Source organism: Trichloromonas sp., assembly GCF_034006665.1.
GTDB lineage: Bacteria > Desulfobacterota > Desulfuromonadia > Desulfuromonadales > Trichloromonadaceae > Trichloromonas.
Genome location: NZ_JAVESI010000015.1, coordinates 41437 through 67685 on the forward strand (window position 1 = coordinate 41437; position 26249 = coordinate 67685).

Genomic DNA, 26249 nt, shown 5'->3' on the forward strand with positions numbered 1-26249 from the left:
GAAAGACCTCCAGTACCGACGGAACGGCTATTTCAGGGGATCCCCAATCCCCTCCGGCAAGACCTCGCCCGCCCCCTCCCCTTTCAGCTCTTGGTAAATCCGTTTCCAGTCCTTCTCGACCCGCAGAAAAGCCGCGACGATCTCGGGATCAAACTGGGTCCCGCTGCACTGCCGGATGATCCGCACCGCGGCATCGTGACTGATGGAAGGCTTGTAGACCCGCTGGCAAACCAAGGCATCGTAGACGTCGGCAATGGCCATCAAACGACCGGGCAAGGGGATTTCCTCCCCCTTGAGACCCTCGGGGTAGCCGCTACCGTCCCACCACTCGTGATGGCAATAGACGATTTCACGGGCCATCTGCAAAGCCGGACTTCCGGAAACCCCGGCGCGGCGCCCCGCCTCGTCGATCACCTGGCGCCCGTAAGTGGTATGTTTCTTGATTTCCTCGTACTCCTCGGGGGTCAGACGTCCGGCCTTGCGCAGCAGCAGATCGGGCACGCCGACCTTGCCGATATCGTGCAGCGAGGCCAGCCGGCAAAGAAGATCGATGGTCTCGGGAGTAAGAACCTTGCCGTAACGGGGATGATGACTCAGTTCCTCGGCGACCGAGCGCAGATATTTTTCCGTGCGCAGAATGTGGGCGCCGGTTTCGCTATCACGAATGCTCGCCAGGGAGCAGAGGGAATGCATCATGAAGTTCTGCATGAACTCGGTCTGTGCCTGATGTTGCTGGGAGCGGTGCTCTTCGAACCGAAAGCGCAGCAGGGTCGCGGCGCCGAGGATGGCAGACATGAGCAGGATCGGCATGACCGGAGACAGATAAAGCCCATACAGATTGAGCAACCAGGCACTGCCGGTCCAGAGCAGCAGGCCCGAGAGAGCGGTCAGCAACAAACCCACGGTCGGCGAGAGCCAGGCGAGCAAGAGCGGCAGCAACAACCCTGAAACCATCAGCATGAGGATGTCGGCGCCGGGAAACCAGCCCGGAATGCGGATAAAATCACCGTTGAGGATGTTGGCGGCAATGCGGGCATGAATCTCCACCCCGAGAAAGTTTTCCTCCAGAGGGGAGACAAGGCGGGTATCGAGGCCGGTGGCGACGACCCCGACAAAGACAACCTTGTCCTTGAGCAGGGCGGCAGCCTGGGAATCGTCCAGCAGAGTCGCGGCGGAAATCTCCTGCCAGCCCCCCCGAGCTGCCGGAAAATCGATGAGAAAATTGCCTTGTTTATCCAGAGGAACCCGCCGCTCGCCCCAGCGCAGAAAGAGTTCGTCGCGCCCGGCCAACAACGCCGGTGTCTCCACGCCGTCGGCAAGAAGCACGGTGGCCAGAGCCAAGCCGGGGTAGATCTCGCCCTGGGCGGTAATCAACAGGGGGATGCGACGAAAGATGCCGTCGTGGTCGGCGACAGCATTGAGAAAACCGGCGGCGGAAGTCCTCTCGGCCAGCTCCGGAAGAATCCCCAGCCGTCCCCGCGCTTCGCAGAGGCGGGATTCGGGCAGGGACAGGGCCAAAGAGGGAGGCTCGGCGCCGGTCCAGACGCCGGCGCCGGGAGCACCGAAGTGAACCTTGTAGCCCAAAACAAAGGGACCGTCGGCGAGAACCCTGGCCAGGGCTTGATCGGAAACGGGCGGTGCCGGCGTCGGAAAGAGCGCCTGGAGCCGTTCCCGCAACCGCAGATCCAGGGCCTCGGAGCGCATGCGGTCAGGCTCCGCGAACATGATATCCACCCCCACCGCGCGGGGCTCGGCCCGCCGCACCCGATCCAGAAGCAGGGCCAGCAGAGAGCGGGGCCAAGGCCACTGACCGAACTCTTGCAGGCTGGGGTCGTCGATGTCGACGATGACCACCTGGGGATCGTCAATGGATTCGGGGGAAGCCCGCAGCAGCAGATCATAGACCCGCTGATCCAACTCGCTGACCAGGACCGGTCGCCAGATCGAGAGCAAACAGGCCAGCAGGGTGAGCCCTGCTCCAACCAGCAGGATCAGCAACCGTCCGCGAATGAGATCGCGTCCGATCCGCGATTCGAGCAGATGCAGCATCAGCGCACGGTGATCTCGACACGCCGGTTGCGCGGCTCGGAAACCTCGTCGTCTGTCGGCACCAGCAGATTGCGCTCACCGTGGGAACTGGTCTCAAGCACTCTCGGGTCAATCCCGGCATCGGCCAACATCGTGACGATAATCGCGGCGCGTTCCTTCGAAAGACGCATATTGGCCTCGTTGGAACCGACGGTGTCGGTGTGGCCGACGACGCTGGTATCCACCGAGCGCCGCTCATGGATCGTCGCGATAACCTCGGGAATGAGGGCCTGCGATTCGTTGGTGAGTTCCTTGGACCCTTTTTCAAAATAGAGAATGAAGCGCCGCACCGGTTCCGCCTGCGCCGCCAGGGCGTCGTGGAAACGGGCCTTGACCTCGTCGGCGGCAAGCAGGGTCGGAACTTCGGGGGCTGCCTCGGCGGTCGCAACCGTCGTCCCCTGCCAGGCTTCGTCAAGGGTTTGCGAGCCCTGCGGGTTCCTGACGGTGATGCTGCCCACCGTACCGTTGTCGTCCGGCAAGAGCACAAACAGACTGGGGGGGGGAGTTTGCGGAGCGCTGCACGCCGCCAGCATTGCAGAGAGACAAACAACCAGTATTCGCAAGAACAAACCCATCAGACGATCCCTCCTCCGCGATAAGTTATCCGACGATATTCATGACAAAATGCGTACCCCTCACCCCCACCGTTCCTACCGGGGTTTCCAGACGCACGGATTCGGGCGCGAGCTTGGAGATCTGTCCGGAAACAAAAGCCGCCATCCCCCGAGCCAGGCGCAGCACCAGCGCCAGACGCCCCTCGCCGGGGGCGAACTCAAACTGTTCGACGGCCAGGTCGCTGTTGCCTCCCAGAGAAAGCCGGGTATCATCGCGAAAGATCACACCGACTCGGCCCGATTCCCCGGTCTTGAGCTGATCGCCGCGATAAAGCAACGTCCCCGCCTCGGCCGCGAGCGTCTCGCCGCCACGCAGGACGAAAACCTGCCCCTCAACGTTCTTGATGCTACCGATGCGCTCATCCTGAGCCTGGACAAAACTGGGACAAAAGACCATCACGAGCAGGAAAATACAAAATCTCTTCATAAACGCCCTCCACGTTCACAAGTTGATGGTTTATCCGCCGGGCCCTTGGCGGAGCTAGGTCATATTAACATAAAAACCGGATTGACATTGGGAGGAAAAATTCGGAGGACAGGAACCACTTTGAAGCCGGGAGGGAAATCAGACTTGAGCCGTTTGCCGGCTTTGTTTAACCGAATTGGCGCACTTTTCGTGCAAGGAACTGAAGATCATATCGAGCACGGCCTTCTGTCGCATCTCGTGCTTGTTCAGTACCGCCAGGCAACTGCCCATGGGAAACTGCATGTGCAGATATTCGGCGTCACGACCGGAGAGGATGATGATCCGGTTGCGGCCGACCCCTTTGGCCACGGCGTAGTTAAGCATCTTGCGCCCATCGAGCCCCGGCATCTCCAGATCGAGCAGAAGCAGCGCCAGATCCTCGTCAATCGCGGCCAACCCCCGGACGGGATTGAGGCAGGTACTGAAATCCAGCCGCGGAAAACGCTCGTGGACATAGCCCGCGATATAGTCAAGAAAGAGTTGATCGTCATCGATCATGAGAATTTTCGGCATCGTTTTCATCCTCTTCGGAGCCTTGTCCGATAAGGAAATTAGACGGCACAAACCCTGCCTGTCAAGGGATTATTTTCCCGGTTCCCGGTGTTGTTTAATGCGCCTCGCGCCAATTGCCGCCGACACCGATGTCGACGACCAACGGCACGTTCAGCGCCATCGCTCCTTCCATCTCGCGCCGCACCAGATCCCGCACCCGCTCCAACTCCCCTCGCGGCACATCAAAGACCAGTTCGTCATGCACCTGCAGCATCATCCGCGTCTTCAATCCTTCCTCCACAAAACGCCGGTGAATGCGGACCATGGCAAGCTTGACGATGTCGGCGGCGGAGCCCTGGATCGGGTAGTTGATGGAGTTGCGCTCGGCATAGGCGCGGATCGCACCGTTTTTGCTGTGAATTTCGGGGACGGCGCAGCGCCGCCCAAGAAGGGTGGTGACGTACTGCTTTTCCCGAGCTTCCTGTTTCTTGCTCTCCATGAAGGTCTTGATGCCGGGATAGCGGGCGAAGTAGTTGTCGATGAAGGCCTGCGCTTCGCGGGTCGGGATGCCGAGATCCTTGCCGAGGCTGAAGGCACCCATGCCGTAGATCACTCCGAAATTGATGGTCTTGGCCTGGCGGCGCATCTCGTTCGTCACCATCTCGGGGAAGACGCCGAAGACCTCGCTGGCGGTGCGTTTATGGATATCCTCGCCCCGGGCGAAACTCTCCTTGAGCACCGCCTCGTCGGCGAGATGGGCGAGGATGCGTAGTTCGATCTGCGAGTAGTCGGCAGCCAGCAGCACATGCCCTTCGGCGGGAATGAAGGCTTCGCGGATGCGCCCCCCCTCCTCGGTGCGAATCGGGATGTTCTGCAGATTCGGCTCGGAAGAGGAAAGCCGGCCGGTAGCGGTCACCGCCTGGTTGAAGCTGGTGTGGATACGCCCGGTGTCGGGGTTGACCAGCTTTGGCAGGGCGTCGCAGTAGGTATTCTTGAGCTTGGCCAACGACCGGTGTTCGAGGATGCGCGCCGCCACCGAATGCTGCTCGGCCAGAGCGCTCAAAACCTCGACGTCGGTGGACCAGCCGGTCTTGGTCTTCTTGCCCTTGGGCAACTTCAGCCGCTCGAAAAGCACCTCGCCGAGCTGCTTGGGGGAAGCGATATTGAAAGGACCGCCCGCCAGTTCGTGAATCTCCCGCTCCAGCGCCGCGAGCTTTCCTTCCATCTCTTTCGACAGAGCCCCGAGAAAGGCGCTGTCGATGCGGATTCCGGCCCATTCCATCGCCGTCAGCACCTCGACCAGCGGCATTTCCACCTCATCGAAAAGCTGGCGCTGCGCGGTTTCGTCCAGCTTCGGGTCGAGCACCGCCGCCAGGCGCAGGGTGATGTCGGCATCCTCGGCAGCGTAATGGACGGCCTTTTCCACCTCGACCTCGGCGAAGCCGATCTGCTTCTTGCCGCTGCCGGTCACCTCGGCGTAACTGACGGTCTTATGAGCGAGCAGGTCGCTGGCCAGGGCATCCATGCCGTGGCTCTTGGCCGCGGGGTGGACGAGATAGGAGGCGATCATGGTATCGAAGAACGGCCCCTTGACTTCGATCCCGGCCCGGCGCAGCACCAGCAGGTCGTACTTGAGATTCTGGCCGATCTTGAAGAGGTTGGGATCTTCCAGCAGCGGCAGCAGCGCATCCAGTACCCGCCGGCGGTCGAGCTGTTCGGGGGCACCCAGATAGCGATGGCCAACGGGGATATACCAGGCCTCCTGTTCCTTGACGGCAAAGGAGAGTCCAACCAGATCAGCCCGTACCGCATCGAGACTGGTCGTTTCAGTATCGAAGGCAAAACGCCCGGCCCGGCGCAGCTCGGCCGTCAGTTCGTCGAGTCCGGCTTCGTCCAGCACCCCCCGGTAGCCGCTGCCGTCGGCGCGAGTTTCCGTAGAGAATTCCTGAATCAGTTTATGGAACTCCAGCTCCTTGAAGAGCGCGGTCAGTGCCTCGCGGTTCGGTTCGGAAAGGGCAAAGCTTGCATAATCGAGATCCAAAGGAAGATTGTCGACCAAGGTCACCAGTCGCTTCGACAGCCGCGCCTGCTTGGCGAACTCCCGCAGTTTCTCCCCCATCTTCCCCTTCACCTCGGCGCTGCGCTCCAGAAGCTCTTCCACCGTGCCGAACTCGCGGATCAGCTTGACCGCCGTCTTCTCGCCGATCCCCGGCACCCCCGGGATGTTGTCGGAGCTGTCCCCGGCCAGGGCCTGCACCTCGATGACCTTGTCCGGCGTGCCGCCGAAGCGCTCCGCCACCTCCTCCAGACCGGAGACTTTATCCTTCATGGTGTCGAGCAGACGAATGCGGTCGCTGACGATCTGCATCAGATCCTTGTCGCCGGTGACGACGGTGATCTCCAACCCCTCGGCGGCGAACTTTTTCGCCAAGGTGGCGATAATGTCGTCCGCTTCGAACCCCTCCTTCTCGATGGCCGGCATATTGAAGGCCCGCACCACCTCCTTGATGTAGGGGATCTGCGGCACCAGATCCTCGGGCATCGCCACGCGGTTGGCCTTGTACTCGGGATAGAGCTCCTTGCGGAAGGTCGGCCCCTTGGCGTCGAAGACGACCGCCAGATGATCGGGGGCATGCTCGCGCACCACCTTGAGCAGCATGTTGACAAAACCTAAGACGGCGTTGGTGGCGAGGCCCCTGGAGTTGGAGAGATGGCGGATGGCAAAGTAGGCGCGGTAGATATAACTGGAGCCGTCGATGAGATAAAGACGGCGGGACTGCTCGGTCATGAAGATCTCCCGGTGGATTCAAGTGGATAGCGGCGGGCATTATTTCACAGACAGACCGAATCGCCAAACCCTATTGACGACCCGCCAACCGTTGACAAAGCCCGTCGGAATGATTAGCTTGCGACAGAAACCGGTCATTGCAAAGGAGCGAACCAATTTATGGTTGAAGATAAAGAAACCGCGATCGACATCGACAAAAGCCCTGAAACCCCTGACCCGCCCCCCCAGCCCTCCGAGCTGGTGCTCGCTGCCGATATTCTCCCGGCCGGACTGCCGATCCTGCCCCTGCGGCCGCGCCCGGCCTTTCCCAGCCTGCTGATCCCCATGGCGGCCACCGGCCCGGGGCAGATGAAAGCGGTGAAGAAGGCCCTGGAGAGCCCGTCCCAGGCCTTGGGGCTGGTCATGGTGCGCGACCTGGAGCGGGAGGACTCGCCGGAAAACCTGCACAAAATCGGCGTGGTCGGCAAGATCGTCAAGGTCATTCACAGCGACGACGATAGCGTGCATTTTCTCATCAACTGCCTGGAGCGTTTCTCTATTGAGGAACTGACCGAGACCCCCGAGGGGCTCTTCGCCCGAGCCCGCTACCACTACGGCGCCGAACTTTCGGTCAATCCCGAGCTCAAGGCCTATTCCATGGCGATCATCGCCACCCTCAAGGAGCTGGTGCAAATCAATCCCCTCTATTCCGAGGAGATCAAGCTTTTTCTCAACCGGTCGAGCATGAATGACCCCGGGCGGCTGGCCGATTTCGCCGCCAACCTGACCAGCGCCGACGGTCAGGAACTGCAGGCCATTCTCGAAACCTTCGACGTGCGCCGACGCATCGACCGGGTGCTGGTGGCGCTGAAAAAGGAACTGGAGGTTTCCCGCCTGCAGACCAAGATCACCAAGCAGATCGAAGAGAAGGTTTCGGCCCAGCAGCGGGAGTTTTTCCTCAAGGCCCAGCTCAAGGAGATCAAGAAGGAACTGGGGCTGGAGAAGGAAGGCAAGACCACCGAGATCGAGAAGTTTCAACAGCGACTGGAAGGGCTCAAGCTCAATGCCGAGGCCCAGAAGGCGGTGGACGACGAACTGGAAAAGCTGCAACTCATCGAACCGTCGTCACCCGAATACAATGTCACGCGCAACTATCTCGACTGGCTGACCATCCTCCCCTGGGGGAAATTCAGCAAGGACAGCTACAAACTCGACCGGGCGCGCAAAATCCTTGACCGCGACCACTACGGCCTCGACGACGTCAAGGAGCGCATCCTCGAATTCATTGCCGTCGGCAAGATGAAGGGGGATATTTCCGGCTCGATTCTCTGCCTGGTCGGCCCCCCCGGCGTCGGCAAAACCTCGGTGGGCAAGAGCATCGCCGACGCCCTCGGCCGGGAATTCTATCGTTTTTCCCTTGGCGGTATGCGCGACGAGGCGGAGATCAAGGGGCACCGCCGCACCTATATCGGCTCCATGCCGGGCAAATTCATCCAGGCGATGAAGAGTGCCGGCACCGCCAACCCGGTGCTGATGCTCGACGAAATCGACAAGATCGGCGCCAGCTATCAGGGGGATCCGGCCTCGGCCCTGCTGGAAGTCCTCGACCCCGAGCAGAACAGCAGCTTCCGCGACCACTATCTGGATGTTCCCTTCGACCTCTCCAACGTCCTCTTCGTCGCCACCGCCAACCAGCTCGACACCATCCCGGCGCCGCTCCTCGACCGCATGGAGCTGATCCGCCTGTCGGGGTACATTCTGGAAGAGAAAGTGGAGATCGCCAAGCGCTACCTGATCCCCAAGGCGTTGAAAAACCACGGGCTCCAGAAAGGCCAGGTGAGCATCCGCAAGGAGGCGCTGGTCGCCATCATCGACGGCTACGCCCGCGAGGCCGGTGTGCGTAGCCTGGAGAACCGCATCAAGAAGATCATGCGCAAGGCGGCGATGGAGTTTGCCGGCGGGCATAGCGAAAACATCGTTATCGGCAAGAAAGAAGTCGAAACCTATCTCGGCAAACCGGTCTTCAGCGCCGACGAGGTTTTCGAGAACGTCCCCGGCGTCGTCACCGGCCTGGCCTGGACCAGCATGGGCGGCGCCACGTTGCAGATCGAGGCGACGGCCATGCCGAGTAAGGGCAAGGGCTTCAAGCAGACCGGCCAGCTCGGCAAAGTCATGGTCGAAAGTTCAGAGATCGCCTATTCCTATGTCATGGCCCATCTCAAGGATTACGGCGCCGCCGAGGACTACTTCGACACCCACTTTGTCCATCTGCACGTCCCGGCCGGCGCCACCCCCAAAGACGGCCCCTCGGCCGGGGTGACCATGACCACCGCGCTGCTCTCGATGATCACCGGCCAGCCGGTGAAAAAGCACCTCGGCATGACCGGCGAGCTGACTCTTACCGGTCGGGTGCTGCCCATCGGCGGAGTCAAGGAAAAGACCATCGCCGCCCGCCGCGCCGGCCTCAAAACCCTGATCTTCCCCGAAGGCAACCGCAAGGACTTCGAGGAACTCCCCGACTACCTGCGCGCGGGAATCGAGGTCCACTTTGCCGGAGACTACGCCGACGTCTTCCGCGTCGCCCTGAAATCCTGACCAATCACCAGCAACCAATCACCAATCACTGATTTTCGGAGCCCTTAATGACCGTCGAAGAACTCAAAACCGCCGTCCTCGCCCTCGAACCCGAGCAGAAAAAGGCCTTCATGCTCGAAACCCTCTCCCCTCTGGCCAAAGACGCGGTCAAGGATCCCGCCTTCCTCAGCCAGCTCTTCCCCGTCTTCCTCGGCATCCTCAAGGAAAGCGGCATGGACTTGCAACAACTCCTCCAGTTCGCCATGATGATGGGCAACAACGGCAGCACACCGAAAGCGTAGAAAATTTCTCAAACCAAAAGCCATGCGTCTCATCCTGATCTGTTCGAGATGAGACGCATGGCTTTTGCTGGGGGAAAATGCCGGTCCTGATCCTATTCAGAACAGATCAAACCTCTTGCCCATCGACTGTTTCCGGCCATTACCGCCCAGCCAGCATAACTCAGCTCTCTTCTTGCCGGCTTGCCATTTTCCCCGTTGACGGATCGATGCGGAGTTGTTAATCTGCCGGCCATGAAAACGCATGCTCGCAACAATCTGAACAACACCAAGAATTGGTGGCGCTGGACCTCTTATTAACCGGTCCGCGCATCGATCATATTGCATCCTGCCGCGAACCGAACCAGGTCGCGGAACGAAAGCACCAGCACCAGCCGCGGCCGCAAACCGCGGCTTTTTTGTTGAAAATCGTCTCGCGCCCGTTCGCTGTGCGCGAAGCGAACGGACGCAAGGCCGTTTTTAAATTTAGCCAATCACCAACAACCCATCACCGACTTATCAGAGGTAAACCATGCGCGTCCTATCCGGCATCCAGCCTTCGGGCTCCCTGCACTTGGGCAATTTCTTCGGCATGATGAAGAAGATGATCGAACACCAGGAAAACCACGAACTCTTCTGCTTCATCGCCAACTATCATGCCATGACCTCGGTCTCCGACGGCAAGGCCCTGGCCAAGGGAACGCTGGAGGCGGCGGCAAACTTCCTGGCCCTGGGGATGGATCCGGGAAAAAGCATCTTCTGGGTGCAGTCGGACGTGCCCGAAGTACAGGAACTGACCTGGGTGCTCTCCAACTTTACCCCGATGGGGCTTTTGGAACGCTGCCACAGCTACAAGGACAAGACCGCCCGGGGCATCGCCGCCAACCACGGTCTCTTCGCCTATCCGGTGCTGATGGCGGCGGACATTTTGCTCTTCCAGAGCGAGCGGGTGCCGGTGGGCAAGGACCAGAAGCAGCACGTGGAAGTGACCCGCGACATCGCCGTCAAGTTCAACAACGAATATGGCGAGATCTTTACCCTGCCGGAACCGGAGATCGACGAAGAGGTGGCCACGGTGCCGGGACTCGACGGCCAGAAGATGAGCAAAAGCTACGGCAACACCATCGATCTCTTTCAGGACGAAAAGTCCCTGCGCAAACAGATCATGCGCATCGTCACCGATCCGACCCCGGTGGAGGAGCCGAAAAATCCCGACAAATGCAACGTCTTTCAGATCTATCGCCTTTTCATGAGCAAAGAGCAGGAAGCCGAACTGCGCCGCCGCTACGAAGCGGGGGGGATGGGCTACGGCGAGGTCAAGGAGGAACTGTTTGTCACGGTACGGGATTTCTTCGCCCCCTATACCGAGCGGCGCAACGAACTGCTGGCCAACACCGAAGAACTGCGGAGGATCCTCGCGCAAGGGGCAGACAAGGCCCGCCACACGGCCCTAAAGACCCTACGCAAGGTACGCAAGAAAACCGGCCTGGCCTACTGAAATCAGGCCCCTGCGCTTGAGACCGGGGCGGCTTCTGGCATAATAGGGAAGCAAACGCGACGCGAAACGGGACTCACCGAGAAAGGAAGGAAACCATGGGCGTTAAGCGAAAGTGGTTCTGCACCTGCAGTGGCACCCCGCTAGAACTCGAATATCCCCTCGTCCCGGTCAGCGAGGACGATCCCGGAGAGCCGGTGTGTCGACTCTGCGGCGCAAGTCCCTCCTCCGATCCCCGCAAAACCGTCTATTACGAGGATGTCGACGATCGGGAGGACTGAACCTGTTCAGTCCTCCCGCTGCCGGGTAAAGAAGATGAAAGCCATGGCCGGGCGCTTGCTTCCCTCGCGCATAGCGAGTTGCATGCCGTCATAGCGCCAGCCCTCGGCCACCCAACGGTTGAGAATCGTTTCGAGATTCTCGTCAGTCACCACCGACTCCTCGACCACCTTGTATTCAAGTCTTGCCATTCCCCTGCCTCCCTTACCGGCTTGTCCCTTCTCCGGCGGTCGCTTCACGCGCCGTTCCTTCCTCTACCCACCCCACGAAAAACCCGTCGAAACGGCCTTTTGCCAAAAAAACGCTTCCATCACAATTGTCTTCGGTTGTTTTCATAACACCTTTTTACATAATATCTAATTTATTTTTTTACGCCGAAACATTCCAAAAAAACCTCTGAAAGTTATCCCTTATCCTCACGATAATTAACGATATTTCAGAAAAAAATTATGTTTATATGATTTTATAACATCGTATTATATTTCGAAAATAAACACCCATTGGAAGACAGTAATTACCTAGGTGTGCCGAAAAAGTCCACACTTATCAAAAAATGTTTGATCACAGGTAATTTCGCCGCTTTCCCCCGCTCTCGGGGAAGGCACACCCGCCGGGAAAGGGGGTGACCCAAAAAGCAGGACCGGCAGCGAAACCCTGCCTGATAGCGCAAACCCTCGCAAGCAGTCGGGACCCTCGCACCAAAACCACCCGGCTTTTCCTCATCCTCACGGTCTTCATGGGCATCGGCGCCATGACCAACAGCGTCATCAACATCATGGACAACCATATGTCCGCCCCGCTCCTGGCTCTTTCCTTCAGCGTGGTGCTTCTTCGCAATCATCTCCTCCATCGCCTTCGCCACCGTCCTTGGCACCGTCTCGAGCCTGATCGTCGCTGCCTCGGTCACCGTTGCCCATGACCCGATAGACAACTTCCTCGGCATGAAGATGACCGACAAGGGCAAGGTCATGGCCGGCAAAATCTCGGCTGTGGTCGTCGGCTGCATCGCCATCTACCTGGGCATCGTCTTCGAGGGGATGCACGTCTCCTTCCTCGTCGCGATCCCGAACTCCTCGACCTTTTCTGCAACTATTATTTCCGCCAGGATTCGGAAGCGGATCAAAAGCGTTTCCTTGAAAAAAACTGCGAACGTTTTACCGTGCGCCGCGACGTCACCGGCACTGATATCGGCGGGCTGATCGCCAGTGGTAATCGTGACAAACTCATGACGTTGGCCAAACACCTCGGCATTCCCGTACAGGAAAACATCCTTTTCATCTCCGAGGGCAAAGAGCCGGGGAAATGGCGCGGCTTCTTCTTTTTCGTCGTCGGCCTGCTCGGGCTGCTCAAGGTTCTGCTCAAATGGCCCAAGGGAACGCCCCCTGAAGCCGCGTAAACTGAAAATTTCGATGGACTGCTCCTTCCCAGCACACGCCTCGACGAAAAAATCCCCTCCGGTCTGTGCCGCAAGGGGATTTTTTCGTCGAGGATGGGAAAGTTTCAGAATTTCGCGTTGCCCGGCGTGCGCGGGAAGGGGATGACGTCGCGGATGTTCTCCATGCCGGTGAGATACATGATGAGGCGCTCGAAACCGAGGCCGAACCCGGCGTGGGGGCAGCTTCCCCAGCGGCGGATGTCGAGATACCAGGGGAGGCTTTCCGGCGCGATCTTCCAGGCCGCCATCCGTTGCAACAGCACGTCGTGCCGGTCCTCCCGCTGACTGCCGCCAATGATCTCGCCGACCCGGGGAACGAGCAGATCCATGGCCGCCACGGTTTTACCGTCCTCGTTGAGGCGCATGTAAAAGGCCTTGATCGCCGCCGGGTAGTCGGTGACGAAGACCGGGCCGCCCACCACTTTTTCCGTCAGATAGCGCTCGTGCTCCGATTGCAGGTCGCAACCCCATTCCACCGGAAACTCAAATGGCTGCCCCGAACGTTGCAGACGCGCCACCGCCTCGGTGTAGCCCATCCGCTCGAAGCGGGCCCTGGCTAACGCTTCGAGTTTGGCGAGCAAGCCCTTTTCGATCCGTTCGTCGAAAAAAGCGAGATCTTCGCCGCATTCATTGAGGGCGAAGGTCACCAAGTAGCGGAGAAATTCCTCGGCCAGGGCGCAGTCGCCGGCGAGGTCGCAGAAAGCCATCTCCGGCTCGATCATCCAGAATTCCGACGCGTGACGGCTGGTGTGGGAGTTTTCGGCGCGGAAGGTTGGGCCGAAGGTGTAGATGTCGGCGAAGGCGGTGGCAAAGAGTTCTCCCTGCAACTGGCCACTGACCGTGAGGCCCGCCTTTTCGCCGAAGAAATCCTCGGACCAATCGACCTTGCCCTCCTTGAGCGGCGGTTTTAAGGGATCAAGGGTGGTGACCCGGAACATCTCCCCGGCACCTTCGCAGTCGTTGGCGGTGATGATCGGGGTATGAACGTAGAGAAAGCCCCGCTCGCGAAAGAACTGGTGGATGGCGAAGGACAGGGCGCTGCGTACCCGAAAGACCGCGCCGAAAGTATTGGAGCGGGGGCGCAAGTGGGCGATGGTGCGCAGGTATTCGAGGCTGTGGCGTTTTTTCTGGAGCGGATATTCCTCGTCGGCGTCGCCGAGGATCTCGACCCGCGCCGCCTGGATTTCCCAGCGCTGGCCGGATGCCGGCGACGGCACCAGCGCGCCGACGACGGACACACAGGCGCCGGTGCCGAGACGGGCGGCCTCTTCGAAACCGGCCATGGACGGTTCCAGCACGATCTGGATGGAAGCGAAGCAGGAACCGTCGTTGAGGGCAAGAAAAGCCACCTCCTTGCTCCGGCGCAGCGTCCGCACCCAACCCTTGACGCAAATGGCGGGCTGTTCGCTATCGGCAGCCAGGGCATCCTTGATCCGGGTCCGGGGCAGAAATGTCGTTGTCATAAGCCGGCTCCTTTTAAGAAAAATCGCGAGGCCGCTTTTGCCCTTATCAATTATGCTCCCGCGTCTTGTGAAACGTCACTTCCGGCCATTGCTCGGCGACGTGGCCCAGGCGCCATTCGCTGGAGGCAAGATAGGCGAGGTTCCCTTCGGCGTCGAGGGCGAGATTGGACTGGTTCTTCTTCTCGAAATCGGCCAGTTTCTTCTTGTCGGCGCACTCAACCCAGCGGGCGGTGGCGTAGTCGATCCCCTCATAGATGGCGTCGACGCCGTATTCGTTCTTGAGGCGCGAGACGATAACGTCGAACTGGAGGACGCCGACGGCACCTAGGATGTAGTCGGAGGAGATCAGCGGCCTGAAGAGCTGCACCGCCCCTTCCTCGGCAAGCTGCACCAGCCCTTTTTCCAGCTGTTTGACCTTGAGGGGATTCTTCAGCCGTACCCGGCGAAAATGCTCCGGAGCGAAGCTGGGGATGCCGGTGAACTTGAGGGGTTCCTTTTCGGTGAAGGTGTCGCCGATCTTGATGGTGCCGTGGTTGTGCACGCCGATGATGTCGCCTGGGTAGGCCTCCTCAACGTTACTGCGGTCCTGGGCCATGAAAATGGTGGCGTTGGAGACGTTGATATCCTTGCCGATACGATGGTGGCGCATCTTCATCCCCCGGGTAAACTTGCCGGAACAGATGCGCATGAAGGCGATGCGGTCACGGTGCATGGGATCCATGTTCGCCTGGATTTTAAAAACGAAACCGGAGAAGGCTTCTTCGTAGGGAGAGACTTCGCGCGTGGTGGTCTGCCGGGCACTGGGACCGGGGGCCAGTTCGACAAAGGCGTCGAGAAGTTCGCGCACGCCGAAATTGTTGATGGCGCTACCGAAGAAGACCGGGGTCTGGTTCCCTTTCAGATACTCTTGCAGTTCGAAAGGATTGGCCGCCCCTTCGAGCAACTCGATATCGTGACGCAGTTCCTCAGCCTGGCTGCCGAGTAGCTGATCCAACTTCGGATCGCTCAGATCGGTGATGCGCAGGACGTCGCCGCTCCGGGTTTCCTGGCCGGGAGTGAAGAGGAGCAGTTCCTTGCGGTAGAGGTTGTAGGTTCCCTTGAAACGCTTGCCCATGCCGATCGGCCAGGAGAGGGGTGCACATTCCACTTGCAGGGTCTCTTCGATATCGGCGAGCAGGTCGAGAGGCTCGCGCCCCTCGCGGTCGAGCTTGTTGATGAAGGTGATGATGGGGGTGTTGCGCATGCGGCAGACCTCCATCAACTTGCGGGTCTGGGTCTCGACCCCCTTGGCGCTGTCGATGACCATCAGCGCCGAATCGACGGCGGTGAGCACCCGGTAGGTGTCCTCGGAGAAATCCTGGTGACCGGGGGTATCAAGTAGGTTGACCTCGTAATCGCGATAGTTGAACTTCATCACCGAACTGGTGACGGAGATGCCGCGCTCCTGCTCCATGGCCATCCAGTCACTGGTGGCGTGGCGCGCCGCCTTGCGCGCCTTGACCGCCCCAGCCATCTGGATGGCGCCGCCGAAGAGCAGCAGCTTTTCCGTGAGGGTGGTTTTCCCGGCGTCGGGGTGACTGATGATGCCGAAGGTGCGTCGGCAATCGACTTCCTGCTGGTTGTATTTCCGCAAAACATTTACTCCGTGAACAGAGGGGAATCGGTCGGGACAAACAAAAAGCGGGCCGCCAGGCCCGTATGAGCTGGAATAGTACAACAGGCCGAGGCGCGCCGTCAATCGGCGAGATGCCCAAAAGCCGGAGAAAACGCGGAGATTGGCGTTGACCGCGGGCGCCCGCGAAAGGTATCATGGGCCACTTGGAAAACTCACCAAAGGAGGTCGGCATGGCGGAATTTACTACCCAGGAATTCTATGAACGGCTGGCCGGCATCCGCCTGCGCCGGAAGTTCCTCTGGTCGGTCTTTTTCAGTTACATCCCGGTCATCTGGATCGCCTTGAAAATTGGCGGTGACGGTCTGGCCATCGGCGTCGGTATCTTGTGGCTGATTCTCGCCTCCATCGGCGGGGTGATGGTCAGCTTCAGCCTCTGCCCGCGCTGCGGCAACCGCTTTCACATGAAGGGGCTCTCCACCTCCTGGGGCAGCCAGTGCGTCCACTGCAGACTGAGCCTGAAAGAGCGTTCGTAAGGGGTAAGGGGTGAGGAACGAAGGGTAAGACCTTTTTCCTCACACTTCACTCCTCAGACCTCACCTTCCCTCTCCATACGAGCCCCGACCATGCCCATTCCCCGTTCCAGCGGCGTTCTGCTTCATCCCACGAGTTTGCCCGGCCGCTTCGGCCTTGGCGACCTCGGCGCCGAAGCCTTCGCTTTTGTCGATTTTCTTGCCGCCGCCGGTCAGAGCTGGTGGCAGATTCTCCCCTTGGGCCCCACCGGCTACGGCCATTCCCCCTACAGCGCCTACTCCGCCTTCGCCGGCAATCCTCTGCTCATCAACTTGGAGCGGCTGGTGGAACGCGCCGAACTGGAGCCGGACGATATCGCCGGCATCGCCATGGCCGAAGGAGTCGCCCACTTCGACGCCGTCCAGCCGTTTAAGGAACGCCTGCTGCACAAGGCCGCCCGCACCTTCGCCGCCGAGGCCTCGCCGCGACGGCGCGAAGCGTTCGAGGACTTCTGTTTCGAGCAAGCCCATTGGCTCAACGATCACGCCATCTTCCAGTCCCTGCGCAACCAGTTCGGGAACCGGCCCTGGAACCGCTGGCCGGAGGGGATCCGCTGCCGCGAGCAGAGCGCCCTGCATCGCTGGGGAACAGAACTGGCCGAGACGATCCACGCCCACAAATACATCCAGTTCGTCTTTTTCGAACAATGGGACATTCTCAAGGACTACGCCAACCGCAAGGGCATCGGTCTGATCGGCGACATCCCCATCTTCGTCGCCTTCGATTCCGCCGATGTCTGGGCCAACACCCGGCTTTTCCATCTCGACGACGCCGGCACGCCCACGGTTGTCGCCGGCGTCCCCCCCGACTACTTCAGCAAAACCGGCCAGCGCTGGGGCAACCCCCTCTACCGCTGGGAGCGCATGGCCGAGGACGGTTTCGCCTGGTGGCTGGCCCGCTTCCGGGCCAATCTCGCCCTCACCGATCTGGTGCGCATCGACCACTTTCGCGGCTTCGAGGCCTGCTGGGCCATCCCCGCCGAAGAGCCGACGGCCGTCAAAGGGAGGTGGACGCCGGTGCCGGGCACAGCGCTTTTCGAGGCGTTGCGCCGGGAACTGGGCCTTGAATTGCCACTGATCGCCGAGGATCTCGGCATCATTACCCCCGAGGTGGAGGCCCTGCGCGACGGCTTCGCCCTGCCGGGGATGAAGATTCTGCAGTTCGCCTTCGGCGGCGATGCCGACAATCCCTACCTGCCTCACAATCTGACCCGCGACTGCGTCGTCTACACCGGCACCCACGACAATAACACCACGCTTGGCTGGTGGAAAACCCTCGCCAAAATGGAGCGCGACCGGGTGCGGGAGTACCTCGGCCACGGCGGGCGCGAAATGCCCTGGGATCTGATCCGCCTCGCCCAGGCCAGTGTCGCCCGGCTCTGTATCCTGCCGATGCAGGATCTTCTCGGCCTCGGCGCCGACGGCCGTATGAACGTTCCCGGCCAGGCCTCCGGCAACTGGGGCTGGCGCTACCGGCCCGGGGATCTCAAACCGGAAATCGCCGAACGACTCGCCCGACTCGTCGCCCTCTACGGCCGCGATCGCCGTTCATCCTCCTGATGGCTTGAAAGGATTGCACTTGATTTCCGATCAGGCCATGCATCTCACCAACCTGCTCAGTTTCGCCTTCTTCGCCAACCTGCCCTTGGGCTATCTGCGCGAATCGACCCGCAAATACTCGTTGCGTTGGTTCGTCTACATCCACATTTCCATCCCGTTCATTCTGGCCATGCGCATCAGCTATGAATTCGGCTGGGAAGCCGTCCCCTTCACCTTGGTCAGCGCCGTCGCCGGGCAGATGCTGGGTGGACGGATCAAGCGCGGACGCCGACCGTGAGCCGGGAAAGCCGCCCGAAAATGCGCAAGGCCGCCCGGGTCGGCGGCCTGCTCGAAGAGGTTCTCCACGCCCGGGGCTTCGAGGACAAGATCCGCGAATATCGCACCTGGCTGATCTGGGACGAGACCGTCGGTCCGCAGATCGCCGCCCGCGCCCGGCCGCTGCGCATCCGCGACGGGGTGCTGGAGATCCGTGTCGACCAGCCGGTGTGGATGCAGCAGTTGCAGCTGATGAAACCGATGCTCCTTGGTCACCTCAATGACCGGCTGGGGGGAGCAGTCCTCCGCGACCTGTTCCTGCGTCAGGGGAAGAACCCGCCGGTCGCCCCCCCCGCCCCGCCATCGGCCCCGCCCTCCTGGCTCAAGATCGAGCTCGACAGCAGAGAGCAAGAGGAGATTGAGGCCACTCTCGCTGCCCTCGACGACCCCGAACTGAAAAAACAGCTGCACCGCATTCTCACCCGCCAGAAACAACTCACCAAGAGCAAAGGCAGTTCCTGAACCGAACCGCCCCGCGGACCCGACATCTTTGCGCAACAGCCACGCCACCTTGACGCTTCAATCCCGCCATTATATGCTCATCAAACCTTACAACACCAGCACCGGGAGGGACCGATGAGCCGCTACATTCTTGCCATCGACCAAGGGACTACGGGCACCACCGCCCTGCTCGTCGACCGCGACCTTGAGGTTCGCGGCAAGGCCACCGTCGACTTCCCCCAGCACTATCCCCAGCCGGGCTGGGTCGAACACGATCCCGAGGAAATCTGGTTTTCCGTCATTCAAGCGATACGCCGGGTGCTGGGACAAAGCGGGATCGACGGCACCGAGGTCGCCGCCATCGGCCTCACCAACCAACGGGAAACGACCCTGCTCTGGGAACGGGAGAACGGCCGACCGGCGCACAATGCTGTCGTCTGGCAGTGCCGGCGTAGCGCCGAAATCTGTCGGGAACTGAAGGATCGGGGACTTGAACCGCTTTTTTGCGAAAAGACCGGCCTGGTTCTCGATCCCTATTTTTCCGGCACCAAGCTTGCCTGGATGTTGCGCCGGTTTCCCGAACTGCGCCGCCAGGCCGACAACGGCCGCCTCGCATTCGGCACCGTCGACGCCTTTCTGATCTGGCGCCTGACCGGCGGCACCTGCCATCTCACCGACGTCTCCAACGCCTCGCGCACGTTGCTGATGAATCTGCACGACCTGGCCTGGGACGAGGAACTGCTCGGATTTCTCGACATCCCCCCGCAACTGCTCCCGGAAATCCGTCCCTCCGCCGCGATCCACGGTCATACCCGGGGACTCGACATCCTCCCCGACGGCATCCCCATCGCCGGCATCGCCGGTGACCAGCAAGCGGCCCTCTTCGGCCAGCTCTGCTTCGAAACCGGCGAGGCCAAATGCACTTACGGCACCGGCGCCTTCCTTCTGGAGAATACCGGCAATCGGCCGGTCGCCAGCCGCAACGGCCTGCTCACCACCGTCGCCTGGCAAATCGGCGATGAGGTCCGTTACGCCCTGGAAGGAAGTGCCTTCATCGCCGGGGCGGCGGTGCAATGGCTGCGGGACGGCCTGGGCCTGATCCAGAACGCGGCCGAGATCGAAACGCTGGCCGCCTCGGTTCCCGACAGCGGCGGGCTGGTTTTCGTCCCCGCCCTCACCGGGCTCGGCGCTCCCCACTGGAAGAGCGAGGCGCGAGGCGTCATCCACGGCATTACCCGGGGCACGACGGCCGCCCATCTGGCTCGCGCCACCCTCGAAGGGATCGCCCTGCAGATTCACGACCTGGTTCGGGCCATGAGCGAGGATCTCGGCCACCCCCCGCGCTGTCTCAAGGTCGACGGCGGCGCCGCCGGCAACGATCTGCTCATGCAGTTGCAGGCCGACCTGCTCGAAACGCCGGTCATCCGTCCGGCCCTGCTCGACACTACCGCCCTCGGCGCAGCCCTCCTCGCCGGACTGGCGGTGGGCTTCTGGCCCGCCCCCGAGGCCCTGAAACAAAACCGGCAGGAAGAAGAACACTTCCTGCCGACCATGCCGGAATCGGTGCGCGCCGAACTACTGGAGCGCTGGAACTGCGTTATTCAGGGGCTGTAAGGGCGAACACAAGATTCGCCCCTACAAATCGTTGAGCAGCCGGTAAATTTTCTGTTCCAGTTCCCAGATGCCGGCGGCACGGTCGGCGGCGCCCTGTTCTTCCAGCAGGAGACGGGCACGGTCGAGCTGATTGTGGGCTTTGAGCAGCACCGGCGTCAGATCTCCCTCCAGACGGATGCGGGGAATCTCCCCCACCGCTTCGTAGAGTTCCGAAATCCCTTCCGCCGCCTTGCGTACTTCCCGCAGTTCCCGCCCCTCTTCCTCGCCGGACGCGCCGGACATCTCCGCCAGCGCGGCTTTGACATCCACTACCAGTTCCCTATAACGCTCGGAAATGCTCATCGACATTGCTCCTTGGCTGACCATCCGGAATCCGCTGATGCGGGGTTTCAAGGACATCATACTAGTCAAAGCCCCCTGGGAAAACAACGAAAACCTTCCACTGGAAAAACCGTTGACTCGGCTTTGCGCATCTGCTAGCGTGCTTACCACAATTTGTAACGCCCTAGGGGAGTGAACCACTGAGAGTCCTGGCGACAGGATGACCCTTTGAACCTGATCCGGATCATACCGGCGTAGGGAAGCGGCGCCCACCGGGAGAGAAATCTCCCGGCAAAGGCCGCTTTCATCGAGCGGCCTTTTTACGTTATGCAGATCGAAATCAACGAACGCCCTACCGAGATCGCCTCCGGGACGACTCTCCAGCAACTTCGAGGTGCCGTCAAGCCCGAGGCCGACCTCTGCATCCGCAACGGCTTTCCGGAAAGCGAGGACGTTCCCCTGGCTGCCGGCGACCGGGTGGTCTTCATCCGCCGGGGGGAGATCCCCGCCGCCGGGGAACTGGAAGCGCTGATGGCCGCCCGCCACACCCCCGGCGTCCATGGCCGGATCAAAGCCGCGACGGTCGGCATCGCCGGTTGCGGCGGCCTCGGTTCGGCGGTAGCGGTCGCCCTGGCCCGACTCGGCGTGGGCCGGCTGATTCTCGCCGACTTCGATGTGGTCGAGCCTTCCAACCTCAACCGCCAGCAGTATTTCATCGACCAGATCGGCCTGCCCAAGGCCCTGGCTCTGCGCGACAACCTGGCGCGGATCAATCCCTACATCCAAGTCACCGCCCACTGCGCACGACTGACCGCCGAAAATATTCCCCCATACTTTTCGTCGGTGGAGGTGCTGGTTGAGGCCTTCGACGGTGCTGACCAGAAAGCCATGCTCGCCCAGACCTTTTTGACCCAAGTGCCGGGAAAACCGCTGGTGATGGGTTCGGGCATGGCCGGTTTCGGCCCGTCCAACAGCATCGTTACCCGTCGCGCCGCCGCCAATCTTTATCTGGTCGGCGACGGCGAAACCGAAGCGCGCCCCGGCGAAGGCCTGATGGCCCCCCGGGTCGGCATCGCCGCCCACCACCAGGCCAACGCCGTGCTGCGCCTGCTCCTCGGCGAAGAGCCGACCTGAAACAAGGAAATCGCTATGGAACTGACGATTAACGGAAAAACCAGACCTTACGGCGGAGCCCCAACCGTTGTTGCCCTTCTTGACAGCCTGAACTTGGACGCAAACCGCGTTGCCGTCGAGCACAACCGCGCCGTGCTGCTCAAGGAACGGTTCGCCGCCACCACCCTCAAAGATGGCGACACCCTCGAAATCGTTCAGTTCGTCGGCGGTGGGTAAAGGCACCCTGTCCACAAACAAACCTGGGCGAACACAAGGTCCGCCCCTATATGAGGATAATGACAATGGATGAACTAATTATCGCCGGACGCAAATTCAGATCGCGCCTTTTGGTCGGCACGGGCAAATTCGCCTCCAATGAACTGATGGTCGAAGCCATGGAGCAATCGGGCTGCGAAATCGTCACCGTTGCCCTGCGCCGGGTCGACATCGACAACCCCGGGGATGCCATGCTCAGCCACATCGACCCGAAAAAATACCTGCTGCTCCCCAACACCAGCGGCGCCCGCGACGCCGAGGAAGCGGTGCGCCTGGCCCGGTTGGCCCGGGCCGCCGGTTGTGAGCCCTGGATCAAGCTGGAGGTCACCCCCGACCCCTACTACCTGCTCCCCGACCCCATCGAAACCTTAAAGGCGGCGGAAATCCTGATCAAGGATGGGTTCACCGTCCTTCCCTACATCAACGCCGACCCGGTGTTGGCCAAGCGCCTGCAGGAAATCGGCACCGCCACAGTCATGCCCCTGGGGGCGCCCATCGGCACCAACAAAGGGGTGCGCACCGCCGACAGCATCGCCATCATCATCGAGCAGGCGATCGTCCCGGTGGTGGTCGACGCCGGCCTCGGCGCCCCCTCCCACGCCGCCTTGGCTATGGAGATGGGGGCCGATGCGGTCCTGGTCAACACCGCCCTGGCGGTGACGCCCAATCCGGGGAAGATGGCATCGGCCTTCAAAAAAGGGGTCGAAGCCGGCCGCGAAGCCTTCCTCTCCGGCCTCGGCGAACAGCGCCAGAAGGCCGAAGCCTCAAGTCCGTTGACCGGGTTTCTGCGGGATTAAAAAAACCAAAGGCATCTCATCCCCGCTCGCAGAGAACACAGAGAAAATCTCTAGCTTAAAGATGCGTCCTCGGTGTCCTCCAGTGAGCGCAGCGAACGAGCGAGAGGCCCATTTTAAGGTGATAAACAAAATGACATTCCTCGACATCATTAAAGATTACGATCCCCAGCAGGTGCAGGAAAGCATTGAAAGAAAAACCGCTGCCGACGTGGAGCGGGCCTTGGCGACGGAGCGTTTGCGGCCCGATGACTTGCAGGCGTTGCTGTCGCCGGCCGCCGCCGGCTATCTCGAAGAGATGGCGGCCCGCGCCCACCGGCTGACCCTGCGGCGCTTCGGCAAGAACATTCTGCTTTATGCGCCGCTGTATATCTCCAACCTCTGCACCAATGGTTGCCGTTACTGCGGTTTTTCCGCCAGCAACCAGGTGCCGCGTCGCACCCTGACCCTCGACGAAGTCTGGACCGAAGCCAAGGTGTTGTACGACTTCGGTTTCCGGCACATCCTGCTGGTCACTGGAGAGTCACCGAAAGCGGTGGACAACGATTATCTGGCCGCCTGCATCAAACGCATCCGCCCTCTGTTCAGTTCAATTACCATTGAGGTCTACCCCATGGAAACCGAGGGCTACCGGCAGATGGTCGACGCCGGGGTGGATGGCCTGACCGTCTACCAGGAAACCTACGACCGCGCACTATATAAAGAAATGCACCCATTCGGCAAAAAACGCGACTACAACTTCCGCCTGCTCACTCCCGAGCGGGGCGGCGCCGCCGGTCTGCGCCGCATCGGTCTCGGCTTCCTCCTCGGTCTCGGCGAGTTCCGCAGCGAAGCCTTCTTCCTTGGGCTACACGCCCTGCACCTCTCCCGCCATTACTGGCGTACCCAGGTAAGCGTCTCCTTTCCGCGCATTCGTCCGGCGGACGGCGGTTTCCAACCCTTGAACCCGGTTTCCGATCACGACTTCGTGCAGTTGATCTGCGCTTTGCGCCTACTGCTGCCCGATGCGGGACTGGTGCTGTCGACCCGCGAGAGCGCGCAGTTGCGAAACAACCTGATCCCCCTGGGGATTACCCAGATGAGCGCCGGTTCCTGCACCGCCCCCGGCGGTTACGCCGACAAGGATCTGAGCACCCAGCAGTTTGCCATCGACGACGACCGCACCCCGGATGAGGTCTGTCGCCTGATCCGCGCCAGCGGTTACGAAGCGGTATGGAAGGACTGGGACGAGGCGTTCCTCGACAGTCAAAAAGCGATGTAGGGGCGAGGCGTTGCCTCGCCCTGAGCGGACCCGATGGATCGCCCTTACCGGATATCTTCTATGCCCAACCCGATCGATTTCAACCTCTATCTGATCACCGATCGCCGCCAGATTCCCGGCGGCGATCTGATTTCCGCAGTACGCGCCGCCCTGCGCGGCGGGGTACGTGCCGTGCAGTTGCGGGAGAAGGATCTCACCGCCCGGGAACTTCTGCCGGCGGCTCGGGAGCTGCGGGAACTGACCCGAGCATTTGGCGCCAAGCTGCTGATCAATGACCGTATCGACGTGGCCCTGGCGGTTGCGGCCGACGGCGTCCACCTTGGCGGCCACTCCTTCCCCGTCGCCGAGGCCCGCGCCCTCCTCGGTCCCCATCGCCTGATCGGCCTCTCCACCCACCACCGTGAAGAGATTTCCCTTGCCGCCCGCGACGGAGCCGATTTCGTCACCTTCGGCCCGGTCTGGTTCACCCCCTCCAAAGCCGCCTACGGCGCGCCGGTCGGACTCGCCGCCCTGCGCGACGCTTGCGTCGCCGCTCCCCTGCCCATCTTCCCCCTCGGCGGCGTCACCGTCGCACGTCTCGCCGAACTCGTCGCCGTCCGCTGCCCTCGTGCCGCCTGCATCGGCGCTATTCTCGCCGCCCCCTCGCCAGAAGACAGGGCCCGAGAATTCGTGAGACTCCTGTCGCCTCCCCGCTCCTGAGTTCCCAGCCAACCGCTCCCGGAAAGGTTACCGAAAAGGGACGTGCCCTTCTTTCATGAATGGCTGCCCGCGCGGATGCGTCATTCCCGAAGGGTGCTATACTTGGAATCTATAATATTATTTTCTCAGCAAAACCAGGTGCAGCAGGTCGTCACGTCGGGGGCGACGGATGGAGAAGATGGCAGAAATTCCTCAGAAACGACTGCACGCGGCCTTGCTGAAGCTCTTGGAAGCCTGGCCTTTGGCGGTGATTGCCTTCGACACCGGCGGTCGCATCCTCCACTGGAACCGCGCGGCCGAAGCAATACTCGGCTGGCCCGCCGAGGAAGTTCTCGGCCGCACCAGAGCGGATCTGTATGGTACGAATCATCATGACTACAATCAGGCTTTTTTACGCATCCTCTCCGGCGAAACCCTGACCAACCAGGAAAAGCGCCACCCCACCCGATCCGGTCGGCTGATTGATGTCAGCTGGTCGGCCACCCCGCTGCCGGACGCCGACGGCAAGGCGGCGGGCGTTCTCGTACTGGTGGAAGACATCTCCCGGCGCAAGCAGTTGGAATCTGAGCTTTTGGAGTCGGAACGTTTTTCCCGGGATGTCGTCGACGCCCTGCCGCAAAACATCGCCATTCTCGATGAACAAGGAACGATCGTCGCCGTCAACAAGGCTTGGCGCGAATTTGCCGCAGCCAACAGCCCCGATCCCGACCTCCTCTGCGAAGGGATCAACTATCTCGCCGTCTGCGATCACGCCACCGGCCAGGATGCCCAGGAGGCCGAGGCCTACTCGCAAGGGATCCGCGCCGTCATGAACGGCTCACTCATTGAGTTTTCTCTCGAATATCCCTGCCACGCCCCCGAGCGCCAGCACTGGTACAACGGCCGGGTCAGTCGTTTCCCCGGAAAAGGGCCCGTTCGTATCGTGATCGCCCATGAAAACATCACCGAGCTGAAACTGGCCGAGCAAGCCATTCAGCGCCTTGCCCAGTACGACCCCCTCACCGGTCTGCCCAATCGTATGCTTTTGCTCGACCGTCTCGGTCAGAGCCTGATCACCGCCAAACGGGAAGATCTGCGCAGCGCCTTACTTTTTCTCGATCTCGACCGTTTCAAGCTCATCAACGACAGTCTGGGCCATGCCGCCGGCGACAAACTGCTCAAGGTCGTCGCCGAGAGACTGCGGGAAACCGTGCGTAAAAGCGACACCGTGGCCCGCCTTGGGGGGGACGAATTCGTCATTCTGCTGCATTCGGCACCACCGACCAAAGGCTTGACGCAGATTACCTGGAAAATTCTTCAGACCCTTTCCCGGCCGGTGACGATCGAGGAACAGGAGATTTTCCCCTCGACCAGTATCGGCATCGCCCTCTTCCCCGATGACGGCAAGGACGCGGACAGCCTGTTGCGTTGCGCCGACATGGCCATGTACCGGGCCAAAGAGAGCGGACGCAACACCTATCATTTCTTTTCTCCAGAGATGCACCGTCAGGTACTGCAACGCATCTCTTTGGAACAGGGGCTCGTGCAGGCTCTGGAGCGGCAGGAATTTCAGCTGTATTACCAGGAACAAACCGAACTACACTCCGGTAAAATTATGATGCAATCGCGAAAAAAGCTCACGCGGCTTGAGGCATGAGCCAACCAATTCGGTTGTTGCCGGGCCGAAAGGCCTCGGCAAAATGTCGTAGATATCCCCGCAGCGGTCTTAATGGCTCTTTGA

Annotated in this window: 27 protein-coding genes and 1 riboswitch; of the genes, 17 read left to right on the forward strand and 10 right to left on the reverse strand. The window is 60.9% G+C overall.

Annotated features, from left to right (window positions below):
• Positions 1-27 precede the first annotated feature (27 nt).
• From RBR25_RS07920 to polA, 5 genes are all read right to left on the reverse strand, one after another.
• Entirely contained in the window at positions 28-2049 is a 2022-nt protein-coding gene (locus RBR25_RS07920; protein WP_432819006.1) for a CHASE2 domain-containing protein, read from the reverse strand.
• Entirely contained in the window at positions 2049-2663 is a 615-nt protein-coding gene (locus RBR25_RS07925) for an OmpA family protein (protein ID WP_432819007.1), read from the reverse strand. The genes RBR25_RS07920 and RBR25_RS07925 overlap by 1 nt, the downstream gene beginning before the upstream one ends.
• A 25-nt stretch (positions 2664-2688) precedes the next feature.
• Entirely contained in the window at positions 2689-3129 is a 441-nt protein-coding gene (locus tag RBR25_RS07930) for a FecR family protein (protein ID WP_432819008.1), read from the reverse strand.
• A gap of 138 nt (positions 3130-3267) precedes the next feature.
• Positions 3268-3681, reverse strand: a complete 414-nt coding sequence (locus RBR25_RS07935; protein WP_432819009.1) for a histidine kinase — start codon at positions 3679-3681, stop codon at positions 3268-3270.
• Positions 3682-3775: 94 nt separating this feature from the next.
• Positions 3776-6448, reverse strand: coding sequence for a DNA polymerase I (gene polA, locus RBR25_RS07940; protein WP_432819010.1), 2673 nt, complete (start codon positions 6446-6448; stop codon positions 3776-3778).
• A 159-nt stretch (positions 6449-6607) separates the two neighbouring features.
• Here polA and lon point away from each other — a divergent pair, with 159 nt between their 5' ends.
• Together lon and RBR25_RS07950 are read left to right on the forward strand one after the other, a co-directional pair.
• Positions 6608-9022, forward strand: coding sequence for an endopeptidase La (lon, locus tag RBR25_RS07945; RefSeq protein WP_432819011.1), 2415 nt, complete (start codon positions 6608-6610; stop codon positions 9020-9022).
• Between the two features lie 47 nt (positions 9023-9069).
• The gene (locus RBR25_RS07950) at positions 9070-9303 is read left to right on the forward strand and encodes a hypothetical protein (RefSeq protein WP_432819012.1); all 234 of its coding nucleotides are present in this window, start codon (positions 9070-9072) and stop codon (positions 9301-9303) included.
• A 293-nt stretch (positions 9304-9596) separates the two neighbouring features.
• Here RBR25_RS07950 and RBR25_RS07955 read toward each other — a convergent pair whose 3' ends face one another.
• A complete protein-coding gene (locus RBR25_RS07955) occupies positions 9597-9773 on the reverse strand; it encodes a hypothetical protein (protein ID WP_432819013.1) in 177 nt (58 codons plus the stop codon).
• A gap of 38 nt (positions 9774-9811) precedes the next feature.
• On the opposite strand from RBR25_RS07955, the gene trpS reads away from it, so the two are divergent.
• Together trpS and RBR25_RS07965 are read left to right on the forward strand one after the other, a co-directional pair.
• Positions 9812-10777 carry a tryptophan--tRNA ligase gene (gene trpS, locus RBR25_RS07960; protein WP_432819014.1) on the forward strand — a complete coding sequence of 322 codons (966 nt, stop codon included), beginning with the start codon at positions 9812-9814 and terminating at the stop codon, positions 10775-10777.
• Between the two features lie 95 nt (positions 10778-10872).
• Positions 10873-11055 (forward strand): hypothetical protein, encoded by a 183-nt coding sequence (locus tag RBR25_RS07965; protein ID WP_432819015.1) that lies wholly within the window; start codon positions 10873-10875, stop codon positions 11053-11055.
• 6 nt (positions 11056-11061) lie between these two features.
• Here the strand turns inward: RBR25_RS07965 and RBR25_RS07970 are convergent, their stop codons facing one another.
• Positions 11062-11244 (reverse strand): DUF4177 domain-containing protein, encoded by a 183-nt coding sequence (locus RBR25_RS07970; protein ID WP_432819016.1) that lies wholly within the window; start codon positions 11242-11244, stop codon positions 11062-11064.
• A gap of 696 nt (positions 11245-11940) precedes the next feature.
• Here RBR25_RS07970 and RBR25_RS07975 point away from each other — a divergent pair.
• On the forward strand, positions 11941-12252 hold the full coding sequence (locus RBR25_RS07975; RefSeq protein WP_432819034.1) for a hypothetical protein: 312 nt from the start codon (positions 11941-11943) through the stop codon (positions 12250-12252).
• On the forward strand, positions 12213-12449 hold the full coding sequence (locus tag RBR25_RS07980; protein WP_432819017.1) for a hypothetical protein: 237 nt from the start codon (positions 12213-12215) through the stop codon (positions 12447-12449). Before RBR25_RS07975 ends, RBR25_RS07980 begins: the two co-directional genes overlap by 40 nt.
• A 104-nt stretch (positions 12450-12553) precedes the next feature.
• Here RBR25_RS07980 and asnS read toward each other — a convergent pair whose 3' ends face one another.
• A complete protein-coding gene (gene asnS / locus RBR25_RS07985; RefSeq protein ID WP_432819018.1) occupies positions 12554-13951 on the reverse strand; it encodes an asparagine--tRNA ligase in 1398 nt (465 codons plus the stop codon).
• 46 nt (positions 13952-13997) lie between these two features.
• The gene (locus tag RBR25_RS07990; protein WP_432819019.1) at positions 13998-15584 is read right to left on the reverse strand and encodes a peptide chain release factor 3; all 1587 of its coding nucleotides are present in this window, start codon (positions 15582-15584) and stop codon (positions 13998-14000) included.
• Positions 15585-15796: 212 nt separating this feature from the next.
• Between RBR25_RS07990 and RBR25_RS07995 the strand changes: the two genes are divergently transcribed.
• The 5 genes from RBR25_RS07995 (at position 15797) to glpK (ending at position 20065) form a co-directional block, all read left to right on the forward strand.
• Positions 15797-16099: a hypothetical protein gene (locus tag RBR25_RS07995; RefSeq protein WP_432819020.1), complete on the forward strand. Its 303-nt coding sequence runs from the start codon at positions 15797-15799 to the stop codon at positions 16097-16099.
• Positions 16100-16189: 90 nt separating this feature from the next.
• Positions 16190-17695, forward strand: a complete 1506-nt coding sequence (malQ, locus tag RBR25_RS08000; protein WP_432819021.1) for a 4-alpha-glucanotransferase — start codon at positions 16190-16192, stop codon at positions 17693-17695.
• A gap of 19 nt (positions 17696-17714) precedes the next feature.
• Positions 17715-17972: a hypothetical protein gene (locus tag RBR25_RS08005; RefSeq protein ID WP_432819022.1), complete on the forward strand. Its 258-nt coding sequence runs from the start codon at positions 17715-17717 to the stop codon at positions 17970-17972.
• A gap of 20 nt (positions 17973-17992) precedes the next feature.
• Positions 17993-18472 carry a DciA family protein gene (locus RBR25_RS08010; RefSeq protein WP_432819023.1) on the forward strand — a complete coding sequence of 160 codons (480 nt, stop codon included), beginning with the start codon at positions 17993-17995 and terminating at the stop codon, positions 18470-18472.
• Positions 18473-18586: 114 nt separating this feature from the next.
• On the forward strand, positions 18587-20065 hold the full coding sequence (glpK, locus tag RBR25_RS08015) for a glycerol kinase GlpK (protein ID WP_432819024.1): 1479 nt from the start codon (positions 18587-18589) through the stop codon (positions 20063-20065).
• A gap of 21 nt (positions 20066-20086) precedes the next feature.
• Here glpK and RBR25_RS08020 read toward each other — a convergent pair whose 3' ends face one another.
• Positions 20087-20467, reverse strand: a complete 381-nt coding sequence (locus tag RBR25_RS08020; RefSeq protein ID WP_432819025.1) for a hypothetical protein — start codon at positions 20465-20467, stop codon at positions 20087-20089.
• A 95-nt stretch (positions 20468-20562) separates the two neighbouring features.
• Positions 20563-20664: riboswitch (TPP riboswitch) on the forward strand.
• Between the two features lie 49 nt (positions 20665-20713).
• On the opposite strand from RBR25_RS08020, the gene thiF reads away from it, so the two are divergent.
• From thiF to RBR25_RS08050, 6 genes are all read left to right on the forward strand, one after another.
• On the forward strand, positions 20714-21520 hold the full coding sequence (gene thiF, locus RBR25_RS08025; RefSeq protein WP_432819026.1) for a sulfur carrier protein ThiS adenylyltransferase ThiF: 807 nt from the start codon (positions 20714-20716) through the stop codon (positions 21518-21520).
• Between the two features lie 15 nt (positions 21521-21535).
• Positions 21536-21736 carry a sulfur carrier protein ThiS gene (gene thiS, locus RBR25_RS08030; RefSeq protein WP_432819027.1) on the forward strand — a complete coding sequence of 67 codons (201 nt, stop codon included), beginning with the start codon at positions 21536-21538 and terminating at the stop codon, positions 21734-21736.
• A 65-nt stretch (positions 21737-21801) separates the two neighbouring features.
• Positions 21802-22572 (forward strand): thiazole synthase, encoded by a 771-nt coding sequence (locus RBR25_RS08035; RefSeq protein ID WP_432819028.1) that lies wholly within the window; start codon positions 21802-21804, stop codon positions 22570-22572.
• A 130-nt stretch (positions 22573-22702) separates the two neighbouring features.
• Positions 22703-23830 carry a 2-iminoacetate synthase ThiH gene (gene thiH / locus RBR25_RS08040; RefSeq protein WP_432819029.1) on the forward strand — a complete coding sequence of 376 codons (1128 nt, stop codon included), beginning with the start codon at positions 22703-22705 and terminating at the stop codon, positions 23828-23830.
• Positions 23831-23890: 60 nt separating this feature from the next.
• Positions 23891-24529 (forward strand): thiamine phosphate synthase, encoded by a 639-nt coding sequence (gene thiE, locus RBR25_RS08045; RefSeq protein WP_432819030.1) that lies wholly within the window; start codon positions 23891-23893, stop codon positions 24527-24529.
• 178 nt (positions 24530-24707) lie between these two features.
• Positions 24708-26165: a putative bifunctional diguanylate cyclase/phosphodiesterase gene (locus RBR25_RS08050; protein WP_432819031.1), complete on the forward strand. Its 1458-nt coding sequence runs from the start codon at positions 24708-24710 to the stop codon at positions 26163-26165.
• Positions 26166-26249 lie beyond the last annotated feature (84 nt).